The following is a 21890-nucleotide window of genomic DNA, read 5'->3' on the forward strand; positions in this document are numbered from 1 at the left end:
ATGCGGATCGCCAGCGCAGGGACTGTCTGTGTCTGTGCTGGTGTTGTTATCTTAGGGCCGCCGGCATGAACGCTTTAGTTCCCGCCGTGGATTCCGTTTTGCCATTGCACATCGCTGGTGAGCATATAGCCCATGCCGTAAATGGTTTTGATCAGACGTGGGGATTTGGGATCGTCTTCAATCTTTTTGCGGATGCGCGACATACGCACGTCGATGCTGCGGTCGAAAGCTTCGTCGTGGTGTTTGAGCAGTTGGTCACGGCTGAGAATCTGGCGTGGGTATTTCAGCAGGCGCACCAGTAGGTCCATTTCTCCGGCGCTGAGGACAAATTCTGTGCCGTTGTCCTTTCGTAAGGTCAGGGTGGCGCAATCCAGCTGCCAGTTGGCAAAACAGGCAACGGAGGGTGAGTCCTTGTCGGGGCCGAAGGTGCTGGTTTGCAGGCGGGCGTTTTTTTCCAGTCGCCGGACGATGCTGTTGGTACGGGCGACCAGTTCGCGGGGGTCAAAGGGTTTGCTGATGTAATCGTCGGCACCCAGTTCCAGCCCCAGTACCCGGTCGGGCAGGCTGTCGCGGCCGGAGATAATGATGACGCCGACGTCTTCACGGGTGGTGAGGTGGCGTACCAGCTCCAGGCCATCGATGTCTGGCAAGCCGAGGTCAACAATACACACCCGAGGTGGTTGCTGGCGCAGCGCATTGGTGAGCTGGGCTCCGGTGCGAAAGCAGCGTACCTGGTGGCCATAGCGGTTCAGTTCGCCTCTGACCAGTTCGGTGATGTCGGCGTCATCCTCGACGAGGTAAATCAGCGCCTGTTGGCTCACGGTAAACTCCTGTGTTGACGATGTAGACGGATGCGGGTGCTGGCACGCTCCAGCGCTTGCCCCAGTTGTTGGCGGTCAAACGGTTTGCGTAATAGCACCAGCATGGGGTCTTGCTGGTCAATGGCATCGTGGCCCTGGTCTTGTTGGGCCGGATCATCGGTGTAACCACTGACCAGCAGGATTACGGCTTCAGGGGCGCGGCGGCGTAACGTTGCGGCCAGTTTGCGGCCATTCATGGTGCCGGGAATCATGATGTCGCTAACCATTCCGGTCAGTGGATTGGCACCGCTAGCCAGCAGGTCGTCCAGCAAGGTCTGGGCTTCGTTACCGTCGGCGGCTTCAACCACGTGTTGGCCGAGGTCGACCAGTTGTTTGCGAATGACGGCCCGGACGTCGGGGTTGTCTTCAACCAGCAAATACAGTCCTCCTGGAGACAGTTTGGGCCTGTTGTCACTGTCGTTATCGTTCAGCTCCGGGTTGGCTGGTGCGTCACTGGCGGGCAGTAACAGGCGTATCATGGCACCGCCCTGGGGGCGGTTGTGCAGTTGAATATACCCGAATGACTGCTTGACGAAACCATAGACCATCGATAACCCCAGTCCGGAATTGTTGCTGCCTTCCTTGGTGCTGAAAAAGGGTTCGAACGCCTGTTCGAGAGCAGACTGGCTGAAACCGGTGCCGGTGTCGGCGACGCCGATTTCAATATAACGTCCGGGGGCCACGATCTCGTCGAACTGCTGTTCGATGGGTTGGCGGATATCGCGCAGTTTCCAGCTGTAGGTCAGGGTGCCGCCATCGTGCATGGCATCGCGGGCATTGAGGCCAAGATTGACCAGTGCGTTTTCAAGGTGGCCGGGGTCGACGTTGATCCAGGCTTGCAGAGGCGGTTGTTGTGGCCGGTAGTGTAATCGGTAGGGGCCGCTGAAGGCGCTGTGCAGCAGCTCCAGCACCTCGGTCATCATGGTATTGATCGAGACGGTTTCTGGCTGTAACGGCTGGCGGCGCGAGAAGGCAAGCAGGCGATGGGTGATATCGGCTCCCCGGCGGGCGGCGCGTTCGGCCGGGCTGAGCAGTTTGTCCAGCTCCGGGTTGCTGGCGCTGTAATGCTCTCGGGCGACGATCAGGTTGCCAACAATGATCGACAACAGATTGTTGAAGTCGTGGGCCAGCCCGCCGGACAGTTGACCAACGGCGCTCATACGCTGCACCCGGGCGTTGGTGGCGAGCAGTTCTTCGGTGCGCTGTTTGACCTGGGCGTCGAGGGTTTCGATATTGTGTCGCAGCCGTTGCACCATGGCATCGATACTGGAAGCGAGGATACCGACTTCATCATCGCGCTGAATTCCGGTGCGGGCCGACAAGTCGCCACGTTGCACGTTGAGTGCGGTGCTGGCGAGCTGTTCCAGAGGGCGGGTAATGCGGTTGACCAGAAAATTGGAGATCAGCAGGGTGGCCAACATGGTCAGGCCCGCCAGAATCATGATGCGCGCGCTGAGCAAATCAGCACTGCTTTGCAGCTCGTCGAGGTAAACTGAGGAGCAGATATACCAGTCGAACCCTTCGATGTAGCGCACCAGCGAGAGCTTGTCGTAGGCGTAGTTGTCGGGGTCGTCGAGTTTGTCCCAGCGATAGGTCAACTCGTTGCCGGTGTCGGCCACCGCCATCAGTTCCTGATAGATCGGTTGCTGGCTGAGCGGGTTTTGCAGGGTGGTGAAGGTAACGCCATCGAGGTTGTCGTTGGGGTGAATCAGCATATGGCCGTTGGAATCAAAGACGTACATATAGCCGGTTTTGGCGACCTTGATTTCTTGTAATGCATTGCGCAGCTCCATCAGGGCTTGCTGGCGACGCTGGCGCACTTCGATTTCGATATCGTTGAGGTAAACCCCGGAGCCAATCACAAACCCCCATTCGGGGTAGTCCCGGACAAACGATACCTTGTCGAGCTCGTCATCACCGGCAATACGGGACCATTTATAATAGTAATAGCCTTCGCCGTCTTGCATGGCTTGCCTGACAACCCGGGTCAGAATGTTTTGAGGGGGATCATCTTCCTGCTGCTCGCCATCGTATTGAAAGCGTTCATCCGGGTGGGATAAAACCTGGATATCATGATCCACCACCCAGATATAATCCTGATTGCCAAAGGTAAAATCACGCAGATAAGCAAAGGCTGTTTGTCGCGCCTGTTCCAGCGGGATACCTTGTTTAGCGGCTTCCTGGAAATGGGATTGTAAAAAATTCTCGGCCAAATCAACGACCAGCGTCAGTTGTTCTTTGTGGTTGTCCAGCGCCTGCTGCCGATATTCTTCGACACCGGTATACATCTGGTCGGCAATTTCAAATACGTTATTCAGTGCCAATCGTGATGAATTACGCTCTATTTCAAATACCTGCTGTTTGATTGTCGGAACGGTATAGAAATACACAAAAACAAACACCACAAGCAGAATGCCACGAATGATCAGCGACAGCTGACGCGCCAGGCGGGCCTTGTGCGCCTTTATCACCGGCTGGGAGGTGGCATGAACCGTGGAGGAGGACATAAAAAAAGATAACCGTGGCAAAAGCCTCTATTGATGCAGAGAGCGGCACAAGCCGTCAATGATCAATACGGGATAAACGGCGCTTATGAAGAATATGTCCTGTCCCGGGTGGGTTATTTTTTATGAAAAATGTCGCCGTGAAACATTTGGATACATTTGAGAAAAATTCACGACACGATGTGCGTCTAGTTTGGTTATTGAACACCGGGGCTGGTTATAAATTCCCGGGTTATAAAAATAATATTTGCCAATTAGACATTCGTTGAATATGCCCTTGGCCAAGGTGAGATACCCCGGCTGACAAGCAGATTTCAACCTCATCGGATACGAGAAATGAACAATAATTATATTCTCGAGACGCACCACCTGACGAAAGAATTCAAAGGTTTTACCGCCGTGGATGACGTTAGCCTGAATATTCAGCGCGGTCATATCCATGCCCTGATTGGCCCTAATGGCGCCGGTAAAACCACGGTATTCAACCTGCTCACCAAATATCTGAGCCCCACCTCCGGCACCATCCTGTTTAACGGCCGTGATATTACTGCGATTGAGTCGTCAGCCATTGCCCGTCAGGGGCTGGTGCGCTCCTTCCAGATTTCGGCGGTATTCCCCAATTTGACGGTGCTGGAAAATGTCCGGGTTGCGTTGCAGCAACGGGAAGGCAACAGCTTTCATTTCTGGAAACCGGAGTCGGTATTAGACCGCTTGAACGAACGGGCAGAGCAGTTACTGGAGTCTGTGGGATTACAGGATTTTGCGCGGGTGGTGACGGTGGATTTGTCTTATGGCCGCAAGCGCGCCCTGGAAATTGCCACCACGCTGGCCCTCGATCCGGAGATGTTGCTGCTGGATGAACCCACACAAGGCATGGGGCAGGAAGATGTCGAGCGCACCGCCAATCTGATCCGTTCGGTGGCAGATAATCGCACCATTCTGATGGTCGAGCACAACCTGAAAGTGGTCTCGCAGCTGGCTGACCGGATTACGGTCTTGCAGCGTGGAGCGGTACTGACCGAAGGCGATTATGCCACGGTGTCAGACGATCCTCGGGTTCGTGAGGCGTATCTGGGTGTGGCAGCAGACAAGGAGACGGCGGCATGACGGATACATTGAGCACTCCAACATCGAGCCAGCCAAAGAATGATTCCAATGGCCAGCCTCATCGAATCGGTGATGAAAAAATCCGGGTCAGCGACCTGCATGCGTTTTACGGAGAATCACACATTCTCCACGGGGTTGACCTGTATGTGAATCAGGGCGAGCTGGTCACTCTGCTGGGCCGCAACGGCGCAGGTCGTTCGACCACGCTGCGATCCATTATGAATATGGTGGGTCGCCGCACCGGCAGTGTGGTGATCAATGGCCAGGAAACCATCACGATGCCAGCCCACCAGATCGCCTGGCTGGGGTTGGGGTTTTGCCCGGAAGAGCGGGGCATTTTCTCCAGTCTGAATGTGGAAGAAAACCTGATGTTGCCACCGGACGTGCGTTCGGATGGCGTACCGCTGGAAGAAATCTACGCCATGTTCCCCAATCTGGCGGAGCGTCGCTACAGTCAGGGAACCCGCTTGTCGGGGGGTGAACAGCAAATGCTGGCGCTGGCTAGAATCATGCGCAGTGGTGCCAATATTCTGCTACTGGATGAAATCACAGAAGGGCTGGCCCCGGTGATTGTGCAGCGTCTGGCCGAGGTGCTGATGCAGCTGAAACAGCGTGGCCTGACCATTCTGCTGGTTGAGCAGAACTTCCATTTTGCGGCACCGATTGCCGACCGTCATTACGTGATGGAACACGGCCATATCGTCGAAGAAATCCAACAACACCAACTGCACGAAAAGCAGGATCAACTGAATGCCCTGCTGGGCGTTTGATACGCAAGCCATTAAAACAAATAACCATTAATAACAATAAAAGAGGTTCAAATGAAACGGAATACCAATACACCGAAGGCGGGTTTCAAGCTGGCACTGCACTGTTCTGTGGCGGCCTTGATGTCGGTTGCAGCGCTGTCTGCACAGGCGGCTACCGGGCTGTCTGATAACAAGGTGAAGATCGGGGTACTGGCCGACATGAGTGGTACGTACGGCGATTTGTGCGGCCGCCACTGCGTTGATGCTGTCAATATGGCGGTGGAGGATTTTGGCGGTAGCGTCCTCGGCAAGCCAATCGAAGTGGTGTCGGCGGACGATCAGAACAAGCCGGATCTGGGATCTGCCAAAGCCCGTGAATGGATCGAAAGCGAAGGCGTTGATGCGATCAATGGGCTGGTGGCTTCATCTGTTGTGGGCGCAGTGGCACAGGTGGCCAACGTGAATGAAAAGCCGATTCTGATTTCCGGTGCCGGTTCCAATACCTTTACCACCAAAACCTGCTCGCCGTTTAACGCTCACTGGACCTATGACGTTGTGGCTCTGGCCAGAGGTACGGTGAAACCGCTGATGGATAGCGGCAAGAAAAAATGGTTTTTCATTACTGCTGATTATGCCTTTGGACATGCGTTAGAAGGTGTTGCCACCGGCATTATTGAAAGTAATGGCGGTACCGTGGTGGGCTCTGCCCGGGCCCCGCTGGGAACGACGGATTATTCCTCTTTTGTATTGCAGGCGATGTCGTCCGGTGCCGATGTGGTCGCTCTGGCCAACGCCGGCAAAGACTTTGTCAACTCACTCAAGGGGGCGGCGGAATTTGGTCTTAACCAGCAAGCGACCATGGTGGGATTGCTGGTGTTTGCATCGGATACCAAAGCCATTGATGCCGACATTATTGGCGATATGCGTCTGACCACAGGGTTCTACTGGGATCGTGATGATGCCAGCCGTGCCTGGGCCAAACGCTTTGTTGATCGTACCGGTGCCATTCCGACCATGGCGCATGCCGGTGCCTACTCCTCTACCTTGCATTACCTCAAGGCGATCAAAGCCACGGGCACGGATGATGGCAAGGCGGTGATGGCGCAAATGAAAGCCGAGAAACCGGACGATATGTTTGCGCGCAACGCCGCGTTGCGTGCCGATGGCCGCATGGTGTACGACATGTACCAGGTGCGGGTGAAAAAAGGCAGCGAGCGCAGCAACCCCAACGACCTGTACGAGATTGAGCACGTGATTCCGGGGGATCAGGCCTTTGGTGCCATGAAGCCGGAATGCAACTTCAAGTAAGCCTGTCCGTGTTCAGGTAAGACACAGGTTGTACAGGACAGCGGCCCGGCGGTTATGCGCCGCCGGGGTGACTGGACTCACACCCGATACAAGAACAAGAACGCGGTGGCTGGCGTCATCGCATTAGAGGAAGACCTTATGGTTACCTTTATGGGAATCAATCTGTTTGCCCTGCTGGGGCAGCTGCTGGTGGGCCTGATCAACGGCTCGTTTTATGCGCTGCTGGCGCTGGGGCTGGCCATTATTTTTGGCCTGCTGCGTATTATCAATTTTGCCCAGGGGGCGCTGTATATGCTGGGGGCTTTTCTGGCCTGGCTGGCGTTGCATCATCTGGGTGTGAATTACTGGCTGGCGCTGGTGTTGGTGCCCCTGGCCGTAGCGGCTATTGGTATGTTGATCGAGCGCTGGCTGGTGCGCCCCATTGCCGGGCAGGATCATCTGTACAGCTTGTTGCTGACCTTCGGGATTGCCCTGATTCTGCAAGGTACGTTCAGCCATTTGTTCGGTTCTTCCGGGCAATCCTATCCGATACCGGATGCCCTCAAGGGCGGTTATAACCTCGGTTTTATGTATTTGCCGGTGTATCGCGCCTGGATCATTCTGGTGTCGCTGCTGGTTTGTGCGGCGAGCTGGTGGGTGATTGAAAAAACCCGCCTGGGGGCCTATTTGCGAGCAGGTACAGAAAATCCGGCATTGCTGCAGGCGTTTGGTGTCAACGTGCCGCTGATGATTACCCTGACCTTTGGCTTTGGTGTTGGCCTGGCTGGCCTGGCCGGAGTGCTGGCGGCCCCCGTGTATTCGGTCAGCCCGGATATGGGTGCCAATATCCTGATTGTGGTGTTCGCCATTGTGGTGATTGGCGGCATGGGATCGATCGGTGGTGCCATTCTGACCGGCTTGATGATGGGCATTATCGAAGGACTGACCAAATACTTTTACCCCGAGGCATCCACCACAGTGATCTTTATGGTCATGGTGCTGGTGTTGCTGGTGAAACCTTCCGGCCTGTTCGGAAAAGAGGCCTGATATGACGACGCAAATCCAAATGAATGCAGTAACGCAACCTCGTCAACGAGGTTTGACTCTGATTTTGATACTGGGATTGATCTCCGTTGGCTTGCTGGCTCCGCTGGTGGTGTACCCTGTATTCCTGATGAAATTTCTTTGTTTCGCACTGTTTGCCTGTGCGTTCAACCTGATGTTGGGGTTTGTTGGTATGTTGTCGTTTGGCCATGCAGCGTTCCTGGCGACCGGTGGTTATATCACCGGCTATGCCATGACGCACTTTGGCCTGACGCCGGAACTGGGTGTGCTGGTGGGCACGCTGGCCTCAGCAATACTGGGTTTTGTATTCGGCAAACTGTCGGTGAAACGCGAAGGGATCTACTTTGCCATGGTGACGTTGGCGTTGGCCCAACTGGTGTTTTTCTTCTATCTGCAGGCAGATTTTACCGGCGGAGAAAACGGCATGCAGGGGATTCCCCGTGGTGAGCTGTTTGGTCTGATCGATCTCAACGACAACCTCAATATGTATTATTTTGTGCTGGCGGTATTCCTGCTTGGCTTCTTTGTGGTGTATCGCACGGTGCATTCTCCTTTTGGCCAGGTATTAAAAGCGATTCGTGAAAACGAACCGCGGGCGGTATCGTTGGGCTACAGCGTCGGGAATTACAAGTTATTGGCTTTTGTGATTTCGGCTGCGCTGGCTGGCATGGCGGGGTCGACCAAGGCACTGGTCTTCGAGCTGGAAAGTCTGACTGATGCGCATTGGCACATGTCGGGTGAAGTGGTGCTGATGACGCTGCTGGGAGGAATGGGAACCCTGTTTGGCCCGGTAGTGGGAGCGGCGATCGTGATCGCTATTAGTACACTGTTTTCCGGTGGTGAACTGGGTAATTATATCCATATCATAATGGGAGCCATCTTTGTTATGTGTGTTTTGTCGTTTCGTCGTGGCGTGGTGGGCGAGTTCCAGCGCGTGATGGCACGGAACTTCAGCGCCAGCAGAGTTGGCAAATAGGAACCTCTGTAGAGGTGGTGCATCGGTTTGGCAAGATCGATCCGGTGTACTGAAATGGGAACAAACATAAAGCAGCAGGCAAATACGATGACTGACAATATCTATGACCAACACCTCGACGCGGCAGCTGCCAACTATCAGGCGCTCAGTCCGCTGTCATATCTGCAACGGGCAGCGCTGGTCTATCCGCAGCGACCGGCAGTGATTCATGGGGATGTGCGCCGTAACTGGGATGAAACCTATCGCCGTTGTGTGCAGCTGGCCAGTGCTTTGCGCAAACGAGGAATTGGCAAGGGTGATACGGTGTCGATTATGGCACCGAATTTACCGGAACATTTTGAGGCGCATTTTGGCGTGCCAATGTGTGGTGCGGTACTGAATTCCATCAATACGCGTCTGGATGCACCGATCGTGGCGTTTATTCTGCAACATGCCGAGACCAAGCTGCTGATTGTTGATCGCGAAATGTCAGCGGTGGTCAAAAAAGCCCTGCATATGTTGGCCAGACCACCGATTGTGGTCGATATCGATGATCCGTCCTTTGACGGTGGCGAGCTGCTGGGTTTGCTTGATTACGAGCAGCTGTTGGCCGAAGGTGACGAAAATGACAGCTGGAGTGGCCCGGCGAATGAATGGGATGCCATTACACTGAACTACACTTCGGGCACAACCGGCGACCCTAAAGGGGTGGTGTATCACCACCGGGGTGCGTATCTGAATGCTGCTTCCAACGCCTTGTCCTGGGGTATGACGGCTGATGCAACGTACTTGTGGACCTTGCCGATGTTCCATTGCAATGGCTGGTGTTTCCCCTGGACCATGGCTGCGATTGGTGGTGCCAGCGTTTGCCTGCGCCATGTGCGCGGTGACGATATTGTCAAACTGATCGTGGCAGAAAAAGTGGATCATATGTGCGGTGCACCCATCGTGCTGAACCTGATTGCCAACGTGGATGAATCCCTGCGTGCCGGTCTGGATCACAGCGTCAAGGTGATGACCGCCGGTGCGCCACCACCACCATCCGTGCTGGAAAAAATGGAAGCGATCAACTTCGATGTCACGCACGTTTATGGCCTGACGGAAACCTACGGCCCTTGTGTGGTCTGTTGCTGGAAAGACGAATGGCAGGATCTGAGCGTTGCTGAACGCGCCCGTCTGAAAGCCCGTCAGGGCGTACAGGTGCCGATGCAGGAAGGCATGATGGTCGCCGATCCGGAAACCTTGCAACCGGTTGAAAAAGATGGCGAAACCATCGGTGAAATTTTCCTGCGCGGCAATGTGGTGATGAAGGGCTACCTGAAAAACCCGAGCACAACGGATGAATCCTTTGAGGGCGGCTGGTTCCATTCTGGTGATTTGGCTGTCTGGCACGAAGATGGTTATATTGAGATCAAGGATCGCTCCAAGGATATTATTATCTCCGGTGGCGAAAATATCTCTTCCATCGAGGTGGAAGAAACCCTGTTCCGCCATCCCGATATTGAAGATGCGGCAGTCGTGGCCAAACCGGATGAAAAATGGGGTGAAATCCCTTGTGCGTTTGTCACGCTGGCGGACGGTGTCAAGGTCGATGAGGACGAAATCATTGCTTACTGTCGTCAGAACATGGCGCACTTCAAAGCACCAAGAAAAGTAATTTTTGCTGCATTGCCCCGTACTTCAACCGGTAAGGTGCAAAAATTCAAATTGCGCCAGTGGGCCAAGGATGGTGCTGTGGATGTGGATGAAGTAGCAGGCTAACGCCCGTTTCATCTTGTGTCACAAGGAGGTGGCAGGCAGGCAGCCTGGTGTCGCTGACAGGCTGCGATTCTGGAGAGAACATTCCCCGACTCCGGAAGTTGTTGTAGTAGCCAGCGGCTTTCCCTTATGATCTGTTACCACTCCTTTCAGGTCATGAGGGAGCTTCGAGCTTTTATCTGCCCGGCAGGGTATCCCGCTCTGCCTGTTTTATTTCTGCCTGTTTTGAGTCTGCGTTGCGTTCACGCCTTTCCTTCATATTGGCACTTGCCACTACAAGGCTGTGTAAACCGGACAATACTTCCTCTGCCCCCAGGGTTCCCCAAGGCATACAAGTCGCGTCAGCTTTTGCGGTATTCCTTCGGTGGAATATCCAGCCAGCGCTTGAATGACCGGCTGAATGCGGCAGGGTCGGAGAAGCCCAGACGTTGGGATATCTGGCTGATGGTGAGTTCCGGCTGATTCAGTAACTGGATGGCGAGGTCCTGCCGGACCTTGTCCTTGAGTGCCTGAAAGGAGGTTTTTTCCTGGGTCAGCTTGCGTCTCAAGGTGCGGCTGGTGACGTGCAGCTCAGTTGCAGCGGTTTCCATACTGACCTGATTGAGCGTGTGCCGGGTTTGCAGGCAATGGTGCAGGTAATTACTGACCTTGCGCGTGTAATGCGGGAAAAAATTCGGCCGTGTGACCCACACCAGTGGAGCGTTTTCGAGATGATGGCGCAGGGTGTCTTCCGTTTGTACCAGGGGTTCATTGAGCAACTGGCGGTCGAAAACCAGCGCAATTCTGGGCTGTTCGAACATCACATCCGACGGAAAAATCAGGCGGTATTCCCGGCCATGGGCAGGGCGAGGATAATTGACCTGAACCCGCACCAGTGGAATCAAGCGACCAATCAACCAGCCGGGAAAGCGGTGCCACAGCAGCAGAAAAAACTCGGTAAACAGATGATCTGTATCCAGCTGCGGATGCGTCAGCGTCATTTCAAACCAGGCTTCATCACCTTCTTCACCCAGCGTGAGCTGGAACTCCTCGGTAAACAGATCGTAAAAGCGGCTGATATGACGATAGACGCCGCGCAGGTTGCGGGCGTTGACGGCCTGCTTGGCCATCAAGGCAAAGGTGCCGTGTTTGCCAGGGTTGCGGGTCTGACCCAAAAACTCATCGTTGGCGCTACGCCAGTAACCCAGCAACAGGGCCGCAAATTGTTCCGATGTCATGCGGTGGCTGTGGGCGGCACTCACCAGTGCCGGATCGAGTCCGGCATCGACCAACAGTTGCCGGTCGTTCAGTCCATGGCGGCGAGCAGCAGTCGCAATGGTGCGGGCGTAGTGCATGGAAATAGAACGATGTTCAAACGTCATAGTGGCGTCACAGAAAGAGGGCCATAGTGGTTGCTTAGCCCAGAGCATAACGCTGATGTCCGAAAATGTTAAGAATTCGGCTGGTGTGGCAATGGGCTGCCAAGGCTGCTATTGGCTAATGTGGTGTCTGGTCAGCGCATCATCCGCCTTTGTTGTCTGGCAGCGATGATCATCGTCAAATCAAGGAGAATAATAATGAAAGAAGTGGTTGTGGTCAGTGGCGTTCGCGCTGCAATTGGTACGTATGGTGGCAGTCTGAAAGAGACGCCCGTGTGTGATATGGCAACTGCAATGGTCGCCGAGGCCATCAAGCGCGCCGGTATCAGCGGGGATGATGTGGATCAGGTGGTGTTTGGTAATGTGATCCACTCCGAACCTCGTGATATGTATATCGCTCGGGTGGCTGCCGTGAATGGTGGTGTACGTGAGTCAGCCCCGGCACTGACGCTGAACCGCTTGTGCGGCAGCGGCTTGCAGGCGGTGATCAGTGCGGCGCAGCAAGTGCAACTGGGCTTGGCAGAAACGGTTATTGCCGGTGGTGCAGAATCGATGAGCCGTGCTCCTTATCATCTGCCGACGGCCCGGTTTGGCCAGCGTATGGGAGATGGTGCCATGATTGACCCGATGGTGTCGGCGTTAACCTGTCCGTTTAATCATATTCATATGGGCGTGACCGCTGAAAACGTGGCTGAGCAATACCATATTTCCCGTGCTGATCAGGACGCTTATGCCGCTCAGGGTCATCAGCGTGCCCAGAACGCCATTGAAAACGGTTATTTCGAAAGCCAGATATTGCCGATTGAACTGAAGTCGCGCAAAGGTCCGAAAGAATTCAAACAAGATGAACATGTCCGCATGGATTGCAGTGTGGCGGATATGGAGAAATTGCGCCCGGTATTCAAGAAAGATGGCACGGTGACGGCCGGTAATGCGTCTGGCCTTAACGATGGCGCAGCGGCATTGGTCTTGATGGAGCGTGAAGCGGCAACGGCTCGAGGTGTCCCGGTGCTTGGGCGACTGGTGGATTACGCCGTCCATGGGGTTGATCCCAAAATCATGGGCATTGGCCCGGTACCGGTGATGCGCCAGATTCTGGAACGCCAGGGCTTGAGTGCCAACGATATTGATGTCTATGAAGTCAACGAAGCCTTTGCCGCGCAGTCGTTGGCAGTGGCTCGTGAACTGAAGCTGCCACAGGAACGTCTGAACCCGAATGGCAGTGGTATTGCACTTGGCCATCCTATTGGTGCCACAGGTGCCATCATTACCGTCAAAGCCCTGTACGAACTGGAACGCATCGGTGGTCGATACGCCATGGTGAGTTTGTGCATCGGAGGTGGCCAGGGTATTGCGGCACTGTTTGCGCGCGACTAATACAGGATTGAATCAAGATTGGTGGTGCTGTCTCATGGTACAAAAATGAGCCGTTAAACAATATTGGCACCACCTTTCCTCGCAATAATAGAAACATTATTCAAAGGCGGTGTTGCCTCAAGGTTTGGGGTATTAACACCACAGATTTCACCATGGTTCGGTTTTTGAGAGTAATGTCGTTGTTCACATTGACTCTCAGCCATCACAGAAAAGGAGCTCACTATGTATGCTGGACAATCGGTAACGCTGACATTGACCGACTCGGGAATCGCCGAGCTGGTTTTGGATACCCATGAAGCCTCTGTTAACGTGTTGAACGCCCATCTTCAGGATGAACTGGGTCAGGCGCTGGCGGCGCTGGGTACCCAGGCGAATGTACAGGGATTGTTAATCCGCAGTGCCAAGCCGGCCTTTGTGCTAGGAGCGGACATTACCGAGTTTACTGAGTTATTCGGCCTGTCGGCTGCTGATATTTCCCGTTGGGCCAGTAAGGTTCATGGGCTGTTTAATACAATTGAAAAACTGCCTTACCCAACAGTCGCCGCCGTTAATGGCATGGCATTGGGTGGCGGAATGGAACTGGCATTGTCGGCCGATTTCCGCATTGCTGACACCAGCGCCAGACTTGGATTCCCGGAAGTCACTCTGGGTATTTGCCCTGGCTGGGGCGGTACGGTGCGATTGAGTCGCCTGGTGGGTGCCGAAGCGGCACTGGGCTGGATTCTGTCGGGCAAACCGGTAAAAGCAGCACAGGCACAGCAACAGGGGGCGTTGGATAGCGTTGTTGATGGCGATCAATTGCTCGACAGCGCTCGTGCCTTGCTGCAAGAAGCCATCGCCGGCGAGCGTGATTATCTGGCTAATCGTCATCGCAAGCAGGAAGCATTGGAAAACAACGCCGAGACGGCTGCTGCCATGGCAAACCTGCAGCAGACGCTGGGTAAAAAGCTGGACCCTCGTTATCCCGCTGCTCCTGCAATTTTGTCGACCATCACCGCAGCCATGACCGAAGATTTCTACAAGGCGCAGGCGATGGAAGCCCAGATCTTTGGTGAGCTGGCCAGTGGTGTGGAAGCCAAAAACCTGGTTGGACTGTTTCTTAATGATCAATACCTCAAGCGCGAAACCAAACGCTGGGCCAAGCAGGCCCATCCGGTTGGCAAGGCCGCCGTTCTGGGTGCCGGGATCATGGGTGGCGGTATCGGTTATCAAGCGGCCCTGAATGGTACGCCGATGCTGATGAAAGACATTAACCAGGAAGCGCTGGATCTGGGTATCAGTCATGCGGGTAGCATTCTGGATCGCAGTATCAGCAAAGGACGCATGACCGAGGCCGGAAAAGAAGCCATCCTGGCAGCTATTCATCCAACACTCACATATGAAGGCTTTACCGACGTCGACTATGTTGTTGAGGCTGTTGTGGAGCGGGTTGATGTCAAACGGGCCGTGCTGGCTGAGGTTGAGCACAAGGTTTCCGAGAACACCATTGTCGCCACGAATACGTCAACGATTTCTATCGATTTGCTGGCCGAGAGTCTGCAGCGTCCGGATAAATTCTGCGGTATGCACTTCTTTAATCCAGTACACGCCATGAAGTTGGTGGAAGTGATTCGGGGCAGCCAGACCAGCGATGACACAATCGCGACGACCGTAGCCTTTGCCGCTTCAATGGGCAAAATCCCGATTGTGGTAAACGACTGCCCCGGATTCCTGGTGAATCGGGTGTTGTTCCCCTATTTCAACGGCTTTAACCGGCTGCTGATGGACGGGGTGGATTTTGAGCGGATCGACCAGGTAATGGAGCAGTTTGGCTGGCCAATGGGTCCGGCCTATCTGGCCGATGTGATTGGTCTGGATACCATGGTGCATGCCGACAAGGTACTGGAAGACGGCTTTCCTGAGCGTATGGGTCACGACGATCGCCCGATTATCGAAACCTTATTGGAGCAGGGCGCTCTGGGTCAGAAGAATGGTATCGGTTTTTATAAATACGGCACGGATGAACATGGCAAGCGTTACAAGCGTCGTTCTGAAAAAGTGGCCACGATTTTGTCTCAACGCGTCACTCGTAGCACTGAGATCACGGATGCTGAAATTATCGAGCGTATGATGATACCGATGTGTCTGGAAACCGCACGGTGTCTGGAAGAAAGCATCGTCGCTTCAGCAACGGAAGCTGATATGGGCCTGATTCTGGGACTGGGTTTTCCACGTTTCCGGGGTGGTGCATTACGCTATATCGACAACCTGGGTGCCGCAGTATTTGCTGCCCAGGTTGAGACCCATGCGGAATGTGGTCCGTTGTACGAGTTGACTGATGGCATCAAGGCCATGGTTGCCAATGGCAACACCTTTTATTAAACGCTTTATGTATCAACACCCATTTTATTAATACCAATGCCGCTCGCTGAACGGGCGAGCGGTACGGCTAACAAGGAAATCAATTTATGAGTGATTATCAGCATCCTTACCGTGACGCAGAATTTGTACTGGACCAACTGGTTGGTTTTGACTCTCTGTGTGAAGACGCTGGCCTGGAAGGCATCAACATGGAGTTGGCCAACACGGTAGTCGAAGAAGCTGGCAAGCTGGGTGCCGGTGTACTGGCACCCTTAAACCGTGAAGGTGATGAAAAAGGGGCCAGTATCGACGCGCAAGGTGTTCATCAGACACCGGGCTTCAAGGAAGCCTATGCGCAGATGACAGAAGGTGGCTGGTTATCGCTGAATGCACCGGAAGAATTTGGTGGTCAGGGTCTGCCGAAGGTGCTGAGCACCGCGGTTAATGAAATCTGGCATTCTGCCAATATGGCATTTGCCCTGTGTCCACTGTTGAGCCAGGGGGCAATCGAAGCACTGTCGCACCACGGCAGCGACGAGATGAAAAACACCTACTTGCCGAAGCTGATTTCCGGTGAGTGGACTGGCACCATGAACCTGACCGAACCTGATGCGGGGTCTGACCTGGCGGCGATCAAGTCCCGTGCCGTTGCGGATGGCGATGCCTATCGCGTCAGTGGTACCAAGATCTTTATCACTTGGGGTGATCACCAGATGACCGAGAACATCATTCACCTGGTGCTGGCTCGTCTGCCAGATGCACCGGCTGGTGTGAAAGGTATCTCGCTGTTTATCGTTCCGAAATTCCTGCTGGATGAAAACGGCCAAACCACTGCCGAACTGAATACTGCCAGCGCCCTGTCGCTGGAACACAAGCTGGGTATCCATGGCAGCCCGACCTGTGTGATGGAATTTGAAAACTCATTGGGTTATCTGGTTGGCGAACCGCACCAGGGCCTGAAGTACATGTTCACCATGATGAACGATGCCCGTCAGGGTGTGGGTGTACAAGGACTGTCGGTATCGGAACGGGCTTATCAGCTGGCGCTCCAGTACTCCAAGGACCGTATCCAGGGCACGCTGCGAGACGGCAGCCGTATTGCCATTATCGAGCACCCGGATATCCGTCGCATGTTGATGACCATCAAGAGCACCACGGAAGCGATGCGGGCACTGGCCCTGATGGCATCGGCCGAGCTGGATCGCACCCGTCTGGTGGGTGGTGATGACGCCGCGGCGCATATGGCTCGTGCCGAGCTGTATACCCCGATTGTCAAAGGCTGGTGTACCGAACTCTCTGTGGAGCTGACTTCCCTGGCAGTACAGATTCACGGTGGAGCGGGCTTTATCGAAGAAGCCGGTGCAGCCCAGCACTATCGTGATGCCCGGATTCTGCCGATTTATGAAGGCACCACAGCGATTCAGGCACTGGATCTGATTGGCCGTAAAACCCTGTCCAACGGCGGAGAAGTACTGACCGGCCTGTTGACCGAAATGGAGGCGACTGCAGCGTCTGCCCGGGCTGCCGCGGTATTGCCAGACAGTGCTCTGGATCAGCTCGACGCGGCGTTGGCAACCGCCAAGCAAAGCCGTGATTTTATTCTGGCCAATGCGCGCTCTGATGCTCATTTGCTGGGCAGTGCTGCGGTCAACTTCATGATGCAAATGGGTTATGTCACTGGTGGCTGGCTGATGGCGAGAAGTGCAGAAAAAGCCAAAGCCATGCTGGATGCAGGTCAGGGAGATCCTGAATTCCTGCAAGCCAAGCTGGTGACTGCCCGTTTCTTCTGCGAGCACATGGTGCCACGTCATCAGGCGCATGCTTCTGCCTTGCTGGCCGGTAGCGAAAGCATCATGGGACTGACCAACGACCAGTTCTAGGCCCCTGATAACGGCTCTGCCTTAACAACCCCGGAACATGCAAAATCGACCGGGGCTGGATATATCGCTTGAAGCAAAGGTGATATGAGCATGGATTGTCGGGCTCACCCTGTTCCGACAATTCGCCGGTAACGCGCTTTTGGTTATCGGCTTTCCTCTGGCCAACTCGGGTTGGTCAGAGGTCTTTTTATGGATAATCCAATGTTTGTCCTGAATCAATAATAACGAGCATCCTGAATGCTGCTGTGAACCGTGAGAGATAGCTATGACCCAACGTGAATCCATGGCCTACGATGTCGTCATTGTCGGCGCAGGTCCATCTGGCCTCAGTGCCTCGATACGACTGGCCCAACTGGCGCAGGAGCAGGGTCAGGAACTGACCATTTGTGTGGTCGAAAAAGGCTCTGAAGTCGGGGCGCATATTCTTTCCGGCGCGGTGATAGAAACCCGTGCTCTGGATGAGCTGCTACCGGACTGGCAAGCACTCGGTGCACCCTTGAATACTCCGGTAGTCGAAGACGAGCTGTATTTGCTCAAAGACCCGCAAAAAGCGGTGAAGCTACCCGGCATGATGATCCCTAAAACCATGCACAATGCGCATCTGGGCAGCACAACCAATTACGTTGTTAGCCTGGGTAATCTGTGTCGCTGGCTGGGCCAGCAAGCAGAAGCGCTGGGGGTGGAAATCTATCCCGGTTTTGCCGCGGCTGGCATTGTGTATAACGATGACGGGTCGGTTGCGGGAATATCAACAGGTGATATGGGGGTGAATGCCCAAGGTCAGCCGAAAGACGGCATGTATACGCCCGGTATGGATCTGTTGGGTAAATACACTATTTTTGCGGAAGGTTGCCGGGGTAGCCTGGGTAAAGAGTTATATCAACGATTTGAACTGGATAAAGACGCTGATGCCCAACACTATGGCATCGGCTTGAAAGAATTGTGGGATATTCCGGCCGACAAACATCAACCCGGTCTGGTGATCCATGGTGCGGGCTGGCCATTAACCGGAGCCGGTAAAGACGGTACCGGTGGTGGTTTCTTCCTCTACCATGCAGAAAACCAGCAAGTAGTGGTTGGCCTGATCGTGGATCTGAATTACAGCAATCCCTGGTTGAATCCCTATGATGAATTCCAGACGCTCAAACATCACCCGGTATTGGCGAACTATCTGGAAGGCGGAAAACGGGTTTCTTACGGCGCCCGTGCCATTGCCAAGGGCGGCTTGAATGCCCTGCCAAAAATGCATTTCCCTGGCGGTTTGTTGAGTGGCTGTAATGCAGGCACCCTGAATGCGGCCAAGATCAAGGGGGTTCATACGGCGATGAAAACCGGCATGCTGGCGGCTGAGGAAATATTTGCCGCTGTTGCTGCTGGTGACGAAGGCGGCAAGGATCTCCAGGGGTATGCGGAGCGGTTTGAGGCTTCCTGGGTGTACGAAGAACTGTACGCTACCCGGAATTTCGGCCCGGCGTTACACAAGTTTGGTACTTTGATTGGTGGTGCTTTCAACTTTATCGACCAGAATATCTTCAACGGCAAGCTGCCTTTCACCTTGCATGACAATCACCTTGATTATGCTCAAATGAAACCCGTCACTGAGTGCGTCAAGATCGAATATCCGAAACCGGATGGTGTACTCAGTTTCGACAAGCTGACCTCGGTGTTTTTGTCGAATACCTTCCATGAAGAAAACCAGCCATGCCACCTGACCTTGAAAGATGCCAGTGTGCCAATGGCTTCGAACTGGCCGAAATACGCAGAACCGGCACAACGTTATTGCCCGGCCGGGGTGTATGAAGTGATTGAAACGGATGGTAAAAACCAGCTGCAAATCAGCGGTCAGAACTGTTTGCACTGTAAAACCTGTGACATTAAAGATCCGGCCCAGAATATCAATTGGGTAACACCGGAAGGCAGTGGTGGGCCGAATTATCCGAATATGTAAGTGCGACCAAGCCATCAGGCTTTTATAACACCAATAAAAAAGGGCTGGCCAAATAAATGGCCAGCCCTTTTTTGTGGTTACACCAATTGAATGGCTACACCGGCAAGTGGATTATTCCCAGCTTGCAACGCCCAGCAGACGCAGTGTTTGAATGGTCAGTTGACCAGAAGGCAGATCGTTGTCTTTTTGGAAACGAGTCACTGCATTCATGGTTTGCCAGCCGTAAACACCATCGATAGGGCCTGGGTTGTAGTCTTTCTCTTCCAGGGCACGTTGCAGTTCAGCAACAACATCTTCTGTGGTGTTGGTTTCACAGAGGATTTCACGCCATTCCAGTTGTGCGTCTTTGACTTTGACGGTTTGTGGAATTTCTTCATAAACCGCAGGAATGGTTTCAGCAATTTCTTTTGGTGCTTCTACCATTTTTTCAATTTCTACAGTTTCGTAGACAGCTGGGTGAATGATGCTGGTGGTGTGTGCTGGTACATCAACAACTTGTTTTTCAACTGTTTTGTATTCAGCAGGGATAACGACTTCTTCGGTACGTTCCGGTTTTACCAGAATGGTTTTGGTCACGATTTTTGATTCTTCTGGCACTTCGACCAGACACATGATTTCGCCAGTGGCTTCGTCAATTTTCTCAATCGGGCCGTTACCTTTTTTCCAGGTGGAGTAGGCTGGACGGATAACAATTTTTTCTTCGACGGTTTCGTATTCTGCTGGCAGCTTAACCAGTTTGGTTGATGCTTCCTTGACCAGAACCTCTTCAGTAACCGTTTTGTAGGTGGCGGGTACAACGACCAGCTCTTCCCACTCTTCGCTGACCAGAACTTCTTCAGACACCATTTCGTACTTGGCTGGTTCTACCTCAAGTTTGGACAACTCAGGAGATACCATGACCTGTTGCATCTGGGTTTCGTATTCTTCAGGAATAACCAGACGGGCGTAACAGTGGCCAGGTACGGCATTGGGTGGCATGACAGAGTCAGCCGTTGGCGTCATTGACATGGACTCCATGGATTGGGAGTCCTCTACCTGTCCGGCGGCCATCGCCTTGGTTTCTTCTACTTCAGCCTTTAACTTGGCGTTCTCCTGCTCCAGTTCGTCACGGGATTCTTTCAGGCTTTGGTATTCCGGAAAATCTTCCAGCGTAGCAGACGCCGTGTCGCTGGATGGCTGGCTAGCGCAGCCAGCCATGACGGCCAGTGTCAGTGCTGAAAGAAGGTAGTTTTTTTTGTTCATCTAGTTGTGCTCCGTTGCGTAAGATGTTTGAGTCGACAGGCTAACGTGTAAGGAATCGTCAATCGACACCATGCTGTCTGGTACAGGCCAACCATGGTGTCGCCGGCATGCCCAATATAAAGCCCAAGAAGCGCTTCTGAATACGAAAATCCGCATTTTAAAGGCGTTTCCGGCCTAGTTTAGCTTATTAAACTGGTTCTGGAATACACACTGCAAACGCAGCGGCCCTGATAGGGCTTTATCCTGAAGTTTAACGTGATTTGGGTACTGTGAGTCTAGTATGCACCAAGTTCTTTATTGGTTCCCTAGCTTGATCAATTATTGTTACAACACGGATGAAAATGCAGTGTTTGTGTTGATAAACAGGCTGTTTGCTCTCTTTGTAGAGTGACTGAATGGAGAATAAGGCCAAGGATGGGCGGTGTTCCGAATGCCATCGGTCGGGTTGAGTCGGGATTGATGGCAGATTTGGCTTTGCGGCAAAAGTGGTTGCCTGCTGTTTTGGGAGTGGTATGAAGCAGGTCGAAGACGTTGAGAGAGTCGGTACTTTCCGGCAGGGTAAATAATGGTTGCCATGGAGCTATTTGTGCGTATACTTGTTCACAGCTTGAAAGCATTGCCCTTATTTATTAGTACCCTTCGAAGTAGTAGTTTATATTCCCTCGTTTGTAGTAGATAAGCACCAATTGAGTTCCAGCGATTGGCTTGCGAATTAATCGCACTGCCTTATCTTCTATTTATACAGGAATATTAAAATGTCTAAGACAACTGGCGTAGTAAAATGGTTCAACGAAGCAAAAGGCTTTGGTTTTATTGAACAAGAAAATGGCCCAGACGTTTTTGCTCACTTCAGCGCTATTGCTAGCACTGGCTTCAAAACTTTGGCTGAAGGCCAACGTGTTGAATTCACTGTTAAGCCTGGCCAGAAAGGTCCACAAGCTGAAAACATCGTTGCTATCTGATTCGCTGATGTGAATTAAGTAGTACATAAAAGAACGGGCCTGGTGCCCGTTTTTTTGTGCCTGCTATTCGGTGAATTGCAGGGTGGAAAAGAAGGGTCAACCTGCCTGACATCGGCTGCTCGGCGAGCAATCATCCGAGGGTGTTCATAGTTCTGTGTCACCCATTACTTACAGATCCACGTAGCCGTCGATCCGTCCTTCGAAGTGGATGCTCAGCTGCGACAGCGTCAGGTTCCAGTTTTGCACCGGATGCGTCCACTTTTCGGATGCCTTCAACATACCTGCGTACAGCAGCTTGAGCAATGCGTTTTCATGGGCGAAGCCACCTTTGGTCTTGGTCAGTTTACGGAACTGGCGATGCACCGCCTCAACCGCATTGGTCGTGTAAATCGCTTTGCGCACCTGTTCCGGGTACTTGAAGTAAACGGAGAGATTCTCCCACTTACTCCGCCAGGACTTGATCACCAGCGGGTATTGCGCGCCCCATTTCGCTTCCAG

Annotated in this window: 16 protein-coding genes; 11 read left to right on the forward strand and 5 right to left on the reverse strand. The window is 53.5% G+C overall.

Going from position 1 to position 21890, the window contains the following annotated elements; all coding sequences use genetic code 11:
• Positions 1–74: 74 nt before the first annotated feature.
• Positions 75–821, reverse strand: a complete 747-nt coding sequence (locus Q8W22_RS03945; protein WP_305414004.1) for a response regulator transcription factor — start codon at positions 819–821, stop codon at positions 75–77.
• The gene (locus tag Q8W22_RS03950; RefSeq protein ID WP_305451666.1) at positions 818–3367 is read right to left on the reverse strand and encodes a cache domain-containing protein; all 2550 of its coding nucleotides are present in this window, start codon (positions 3365–3367) and stop codon (positions 818–820) included. The genes Q8W22_RS03945 and Q8W22_RS03950 overlap by 4 nt, the downstream gene beginning before the upstream one ends.
• A 333-nt stretch (positions 3368–3700) precedes the next feature.
• On the opposite strand from Q8W22_RS03950, the gene Q8W22_RS03955 reads away from it, so the two are divergent.
• The 6 genes from Q8W22_RS03955 (at position 3701) to Q8W22_RS03980 (ending at position 10288) form a co-directional block, all read left to right on the forward strand.
• Entirely contained in the window at positions 3701–4471 is a 771-nt protein-coding gene (locus Q8W22_RS03955; protein WP_303431875.1) for an ABC transporter ATP-binding protein, read from the forward strand.
• Positions 4468–5241, forward strand: coding sequence for an ABC transporter ATP-binding protein (locus Q8W22_RS03960; RefSeq protein ID WP_368501361.1), 774 nt, complete (start codon positions 4468–4470; stop codon positions 5239–5241). Before Q8W22_RS03955 ends, Q8W22_RS03960 begins: the two co-directional genes overlap by 4 nt.
• A 51-nt stretch (positions 5242–5292) precedes the next feature.
• Positions 5293–6528, forward strand: a complete 1236-nt coding sequence (locus tag Q8W22_RS03965; protein ID WP_303431876.1) for an ABC transporter substrate-binding protein — start codon at positions 5293–5295, stop codon at positions 6526–6528.
• A 138-nt stretch (positions 6529–6666) separates the two neighbouring features.
• Positions 6667–7554: a branched-chain amino acid ABC transporter permease gene (locus Q8W22_RS03970; RefSeq protein WP_303431877.1), complete on the forward strand. Its 888-nt coding sequence runs from the start codon at positions 6667–6669 to the stop codon at positions 7552–7554.
• A gap of 19 nt (positions 7555–7573) precedes the next feature.
• A complete protein-coding gene (locus Q8W22_RS03975) occupies positions 7574–8548 on the forward strand; it encodes a branched-chain amino acid ABC transporter permease (protein ID WP_303431911.1) in 975 nt (324 codons plus the stop codon).
• A gap of 87 nt (positions 8549–8635) precedes the next feature.
• Entirely contained in the window at positions 8636–10288 is a 1653-nt protein-coding gene (locus Q8W22_RS03980) for an acyl-CoA synthetase (protein WP_305414010.1), read from the forward strand.
• Positions 10289–10626: 338 nt separating this feature from the next.
• On the opposite strand, the gene Q8W22_RS03985 is transcribed toward Q8W22_RS03980, so the two are convergent.
• The gene (locus Q8W22_RS03985; RefSeq protein ID WP_303431880.1) at positions 10627–11646 is read right to left on the reverse strand and encodes an AraC family transcriptional regulator; all 1020 of its coding nucleotides are present in this window, start codon (positions 11644–11646) and stop codon (positions 10627–10629) included.
• A gap of 195 nt (positions 11647–11841) precedes the next feature.
• Here Q8W22_RS03985 and bktB point away from each other — a divergent pair, with 195 nt between their 5' ends.
• From bktB to Q8W22_RS04005, 4 genes are all read left to right on the forward strand, one after another.
• The gene (gene bktB, locus Q8W22_RS03990) at positions 11842–13020 is read left to right on the forward strand and encodes a beta-ketothiolase BktB (RefSeq protein ID WP_368501362.1); all 1179 of its coding nucleotides are present in this window, start codon (positions 11842–11844) and stop codon (positions 13018–13020) included.
• Between the two features lie 222 nt (positions 13021–13242).
• On the forward strand, positions 13243–15381 hold the full coding sequence (gene fadB / locus Q8W22_RS03995; RefSeq protein WP_305451667.1) for a fatty acid oxidation complex subunit alpha FadB: 2139 nt from the start codon (positions 13243–13245) through the stop codon (positions 15379–15381).
• Between the two features lie 86 nt (positions 15382–15467).
• Positions 15468–17240, forward strand: a complete 1773-nt coding sequence (locus tag Q8W22_RS04000) for an acyl-CoA dehydrogenase (protein ID WP_303431882.1) — start codon at positions 15468–15470, stop codon at positions 17238–17240.
• Between the two features lie 265 nt (positions 17241–17505).
• A complete protein-coding gene (locus Q8W22_RS04005) occupies positions 17506–19188 on the forward strand; it encodes an electron transfer flavoprotein-ubiquinone oxidoreductase (protein ID WP_305451668.1) in 1683 nt (560 codons plus the stop codon).
• 111 nt (positions 19189–19299) lie between these two features.
• Here the strand turns inward: Q8W22_RS04005 and Q8W22_RS04010 are convergent, their stop codons facing one another.
• On the reverse strand, positions 19300–20430 hold the full coding sequence (locus Q8W22_RS04010; RefSeq protein ID WP_303431884.1) for a peptidoglycan-binding domain-containing protein: 1131 nt from the start codon (positions 20428–20430) through the stop codon (positions 19300–19302).
• A 755-nt stretch (positions 20431–21185) separates the two neighbouring features.
• Between Q8W22_RS04010 and Q8W22_RS04015 the strand changes: the two genes are divergently transcribed.
• Positions 21186–21392 (forward strand): cold-shock protein, encoded by a 207-nt coding sequence (locus tag Q8W22_RS04015; protein WP_303431885.1) that lies wholly within the window; start codon positions 21186–21188, stop codon positions 21390–21392.
• A gap of 168 nt (positions 21393–21560) precedes the next feature.
• Here the strand turns inward: Q8W22_RS04015 and Q8W22_RS04020 are convergent.
• A partial coding sequence (locus Q8W22_RS04020; RefSeq protein WP_305451669.1) for a transposase occupies positions 21561–21890 on the reverse strand: 330 nt, incomplete at its 5' end.

The sequence above is a fragment of the Oceanobacter sp. 1_MG-2023 genome (assembly GCF_030689025.1).
In the GTDB taxonomy this organism is placed as follows: Bacteria; Pseudomonadota; Gammaproteobacteria; order Pseudomonadales; family Oceanobacteraceae; genus Oceanobacter.

Coding starts and splice junctions, on each gene's coding strand:
- Q8W22_RS04000 (WP_303431882.1), top strand. CDS start 15,468: ATGAGTGATTATCAGCATCCTTACCGTGACGCAGAATTTGTACTGGAC.
- Q8W22_RS04005 (WP_305451668.1), top strand. CDS start 17,506: ATGACCCAACGTGAATCCATGGCCTACGATGTCGTCATTGTCGGCGCA.
- Q8W22_RS03960 (WP_368501361.1), top strand. CDS start 4,468: ATGACGGATACATTGAGCACTCCAACATCGAGCCAGCCAAAGAATGAT.
- Q8W22_RS03980 (WP_305414010.1), top strand. CDS start 8,636: ATGACTGACAATATCTATGACCAACACCTCGACGCGGCAGCTGCCAAC.
- Q8W22_RS03950 (WP_305451666.1), bottom strand. CDS start 3,367: ATGTCCTCCTCCACGGTTCATGCCACCTCCCAGCCGGTGATAAAGGCG.
- Q8W22_RS03965 (WP_303431876.1), top strand. CDS start 5,293: ATGAAACGGAATACCAATACACCGAAGGCGGGTTTCAAGCTGGCACTG.
- Q8W22_RS04010 (WP_303431884.1), bottom strand. CDS start 20,430: ATGAACAAAAAAAACTACCTTCTTTCAGCACTGACACTGGCCGTCATG.
- bktB (WP_368501362.1), top strand. CDS start 11,842: ATGAAAGAAGTGGTTGTGGTCAGTGGCGTTCGCGCTGCAATTGGTACG.
- Q8W22_RS03975 (WP_303431911.1), top strand. CDS start 7,574: ATGAATGCAGTAACGCAACCTCGTCAACGAGGTTTGACTCTGATTTTG.
- Q8W22_RS04015 (WP_303431885.1), top strand. CDS start 21,186: ATGTCTAAGACAACTGGCGTAGTAAAATGGTTCAACGAAGCAAAAGGC.
- fadB (WP_305451667.1), top strand. CDS start 13,243: ATGTATGCTGGACAATCGGTAACGCTGACATTGACCGACTCGGGAATC.
- Q8W22_RS03985 (WP_303431880.1), bottom strand. CDS start 11,646: ATGACGTTTGAACATCGTTCTATTTCCATGCACTACGCCCGCACCATT.
- Q8W22_RS03955 (WP_303431875.1), top strand. CDS start 3,701: ATGAACAATAATTATATTCTCGAGACGCACCACCTGACGAAAGAATTC.
- Q8W22_RS03970 (WP_303431877.1), top strand. CDS start 6,667: ATGGTTACCTTTATGGGAATCAATCTGTTTGCCCTGCTGGGGCAGCTG.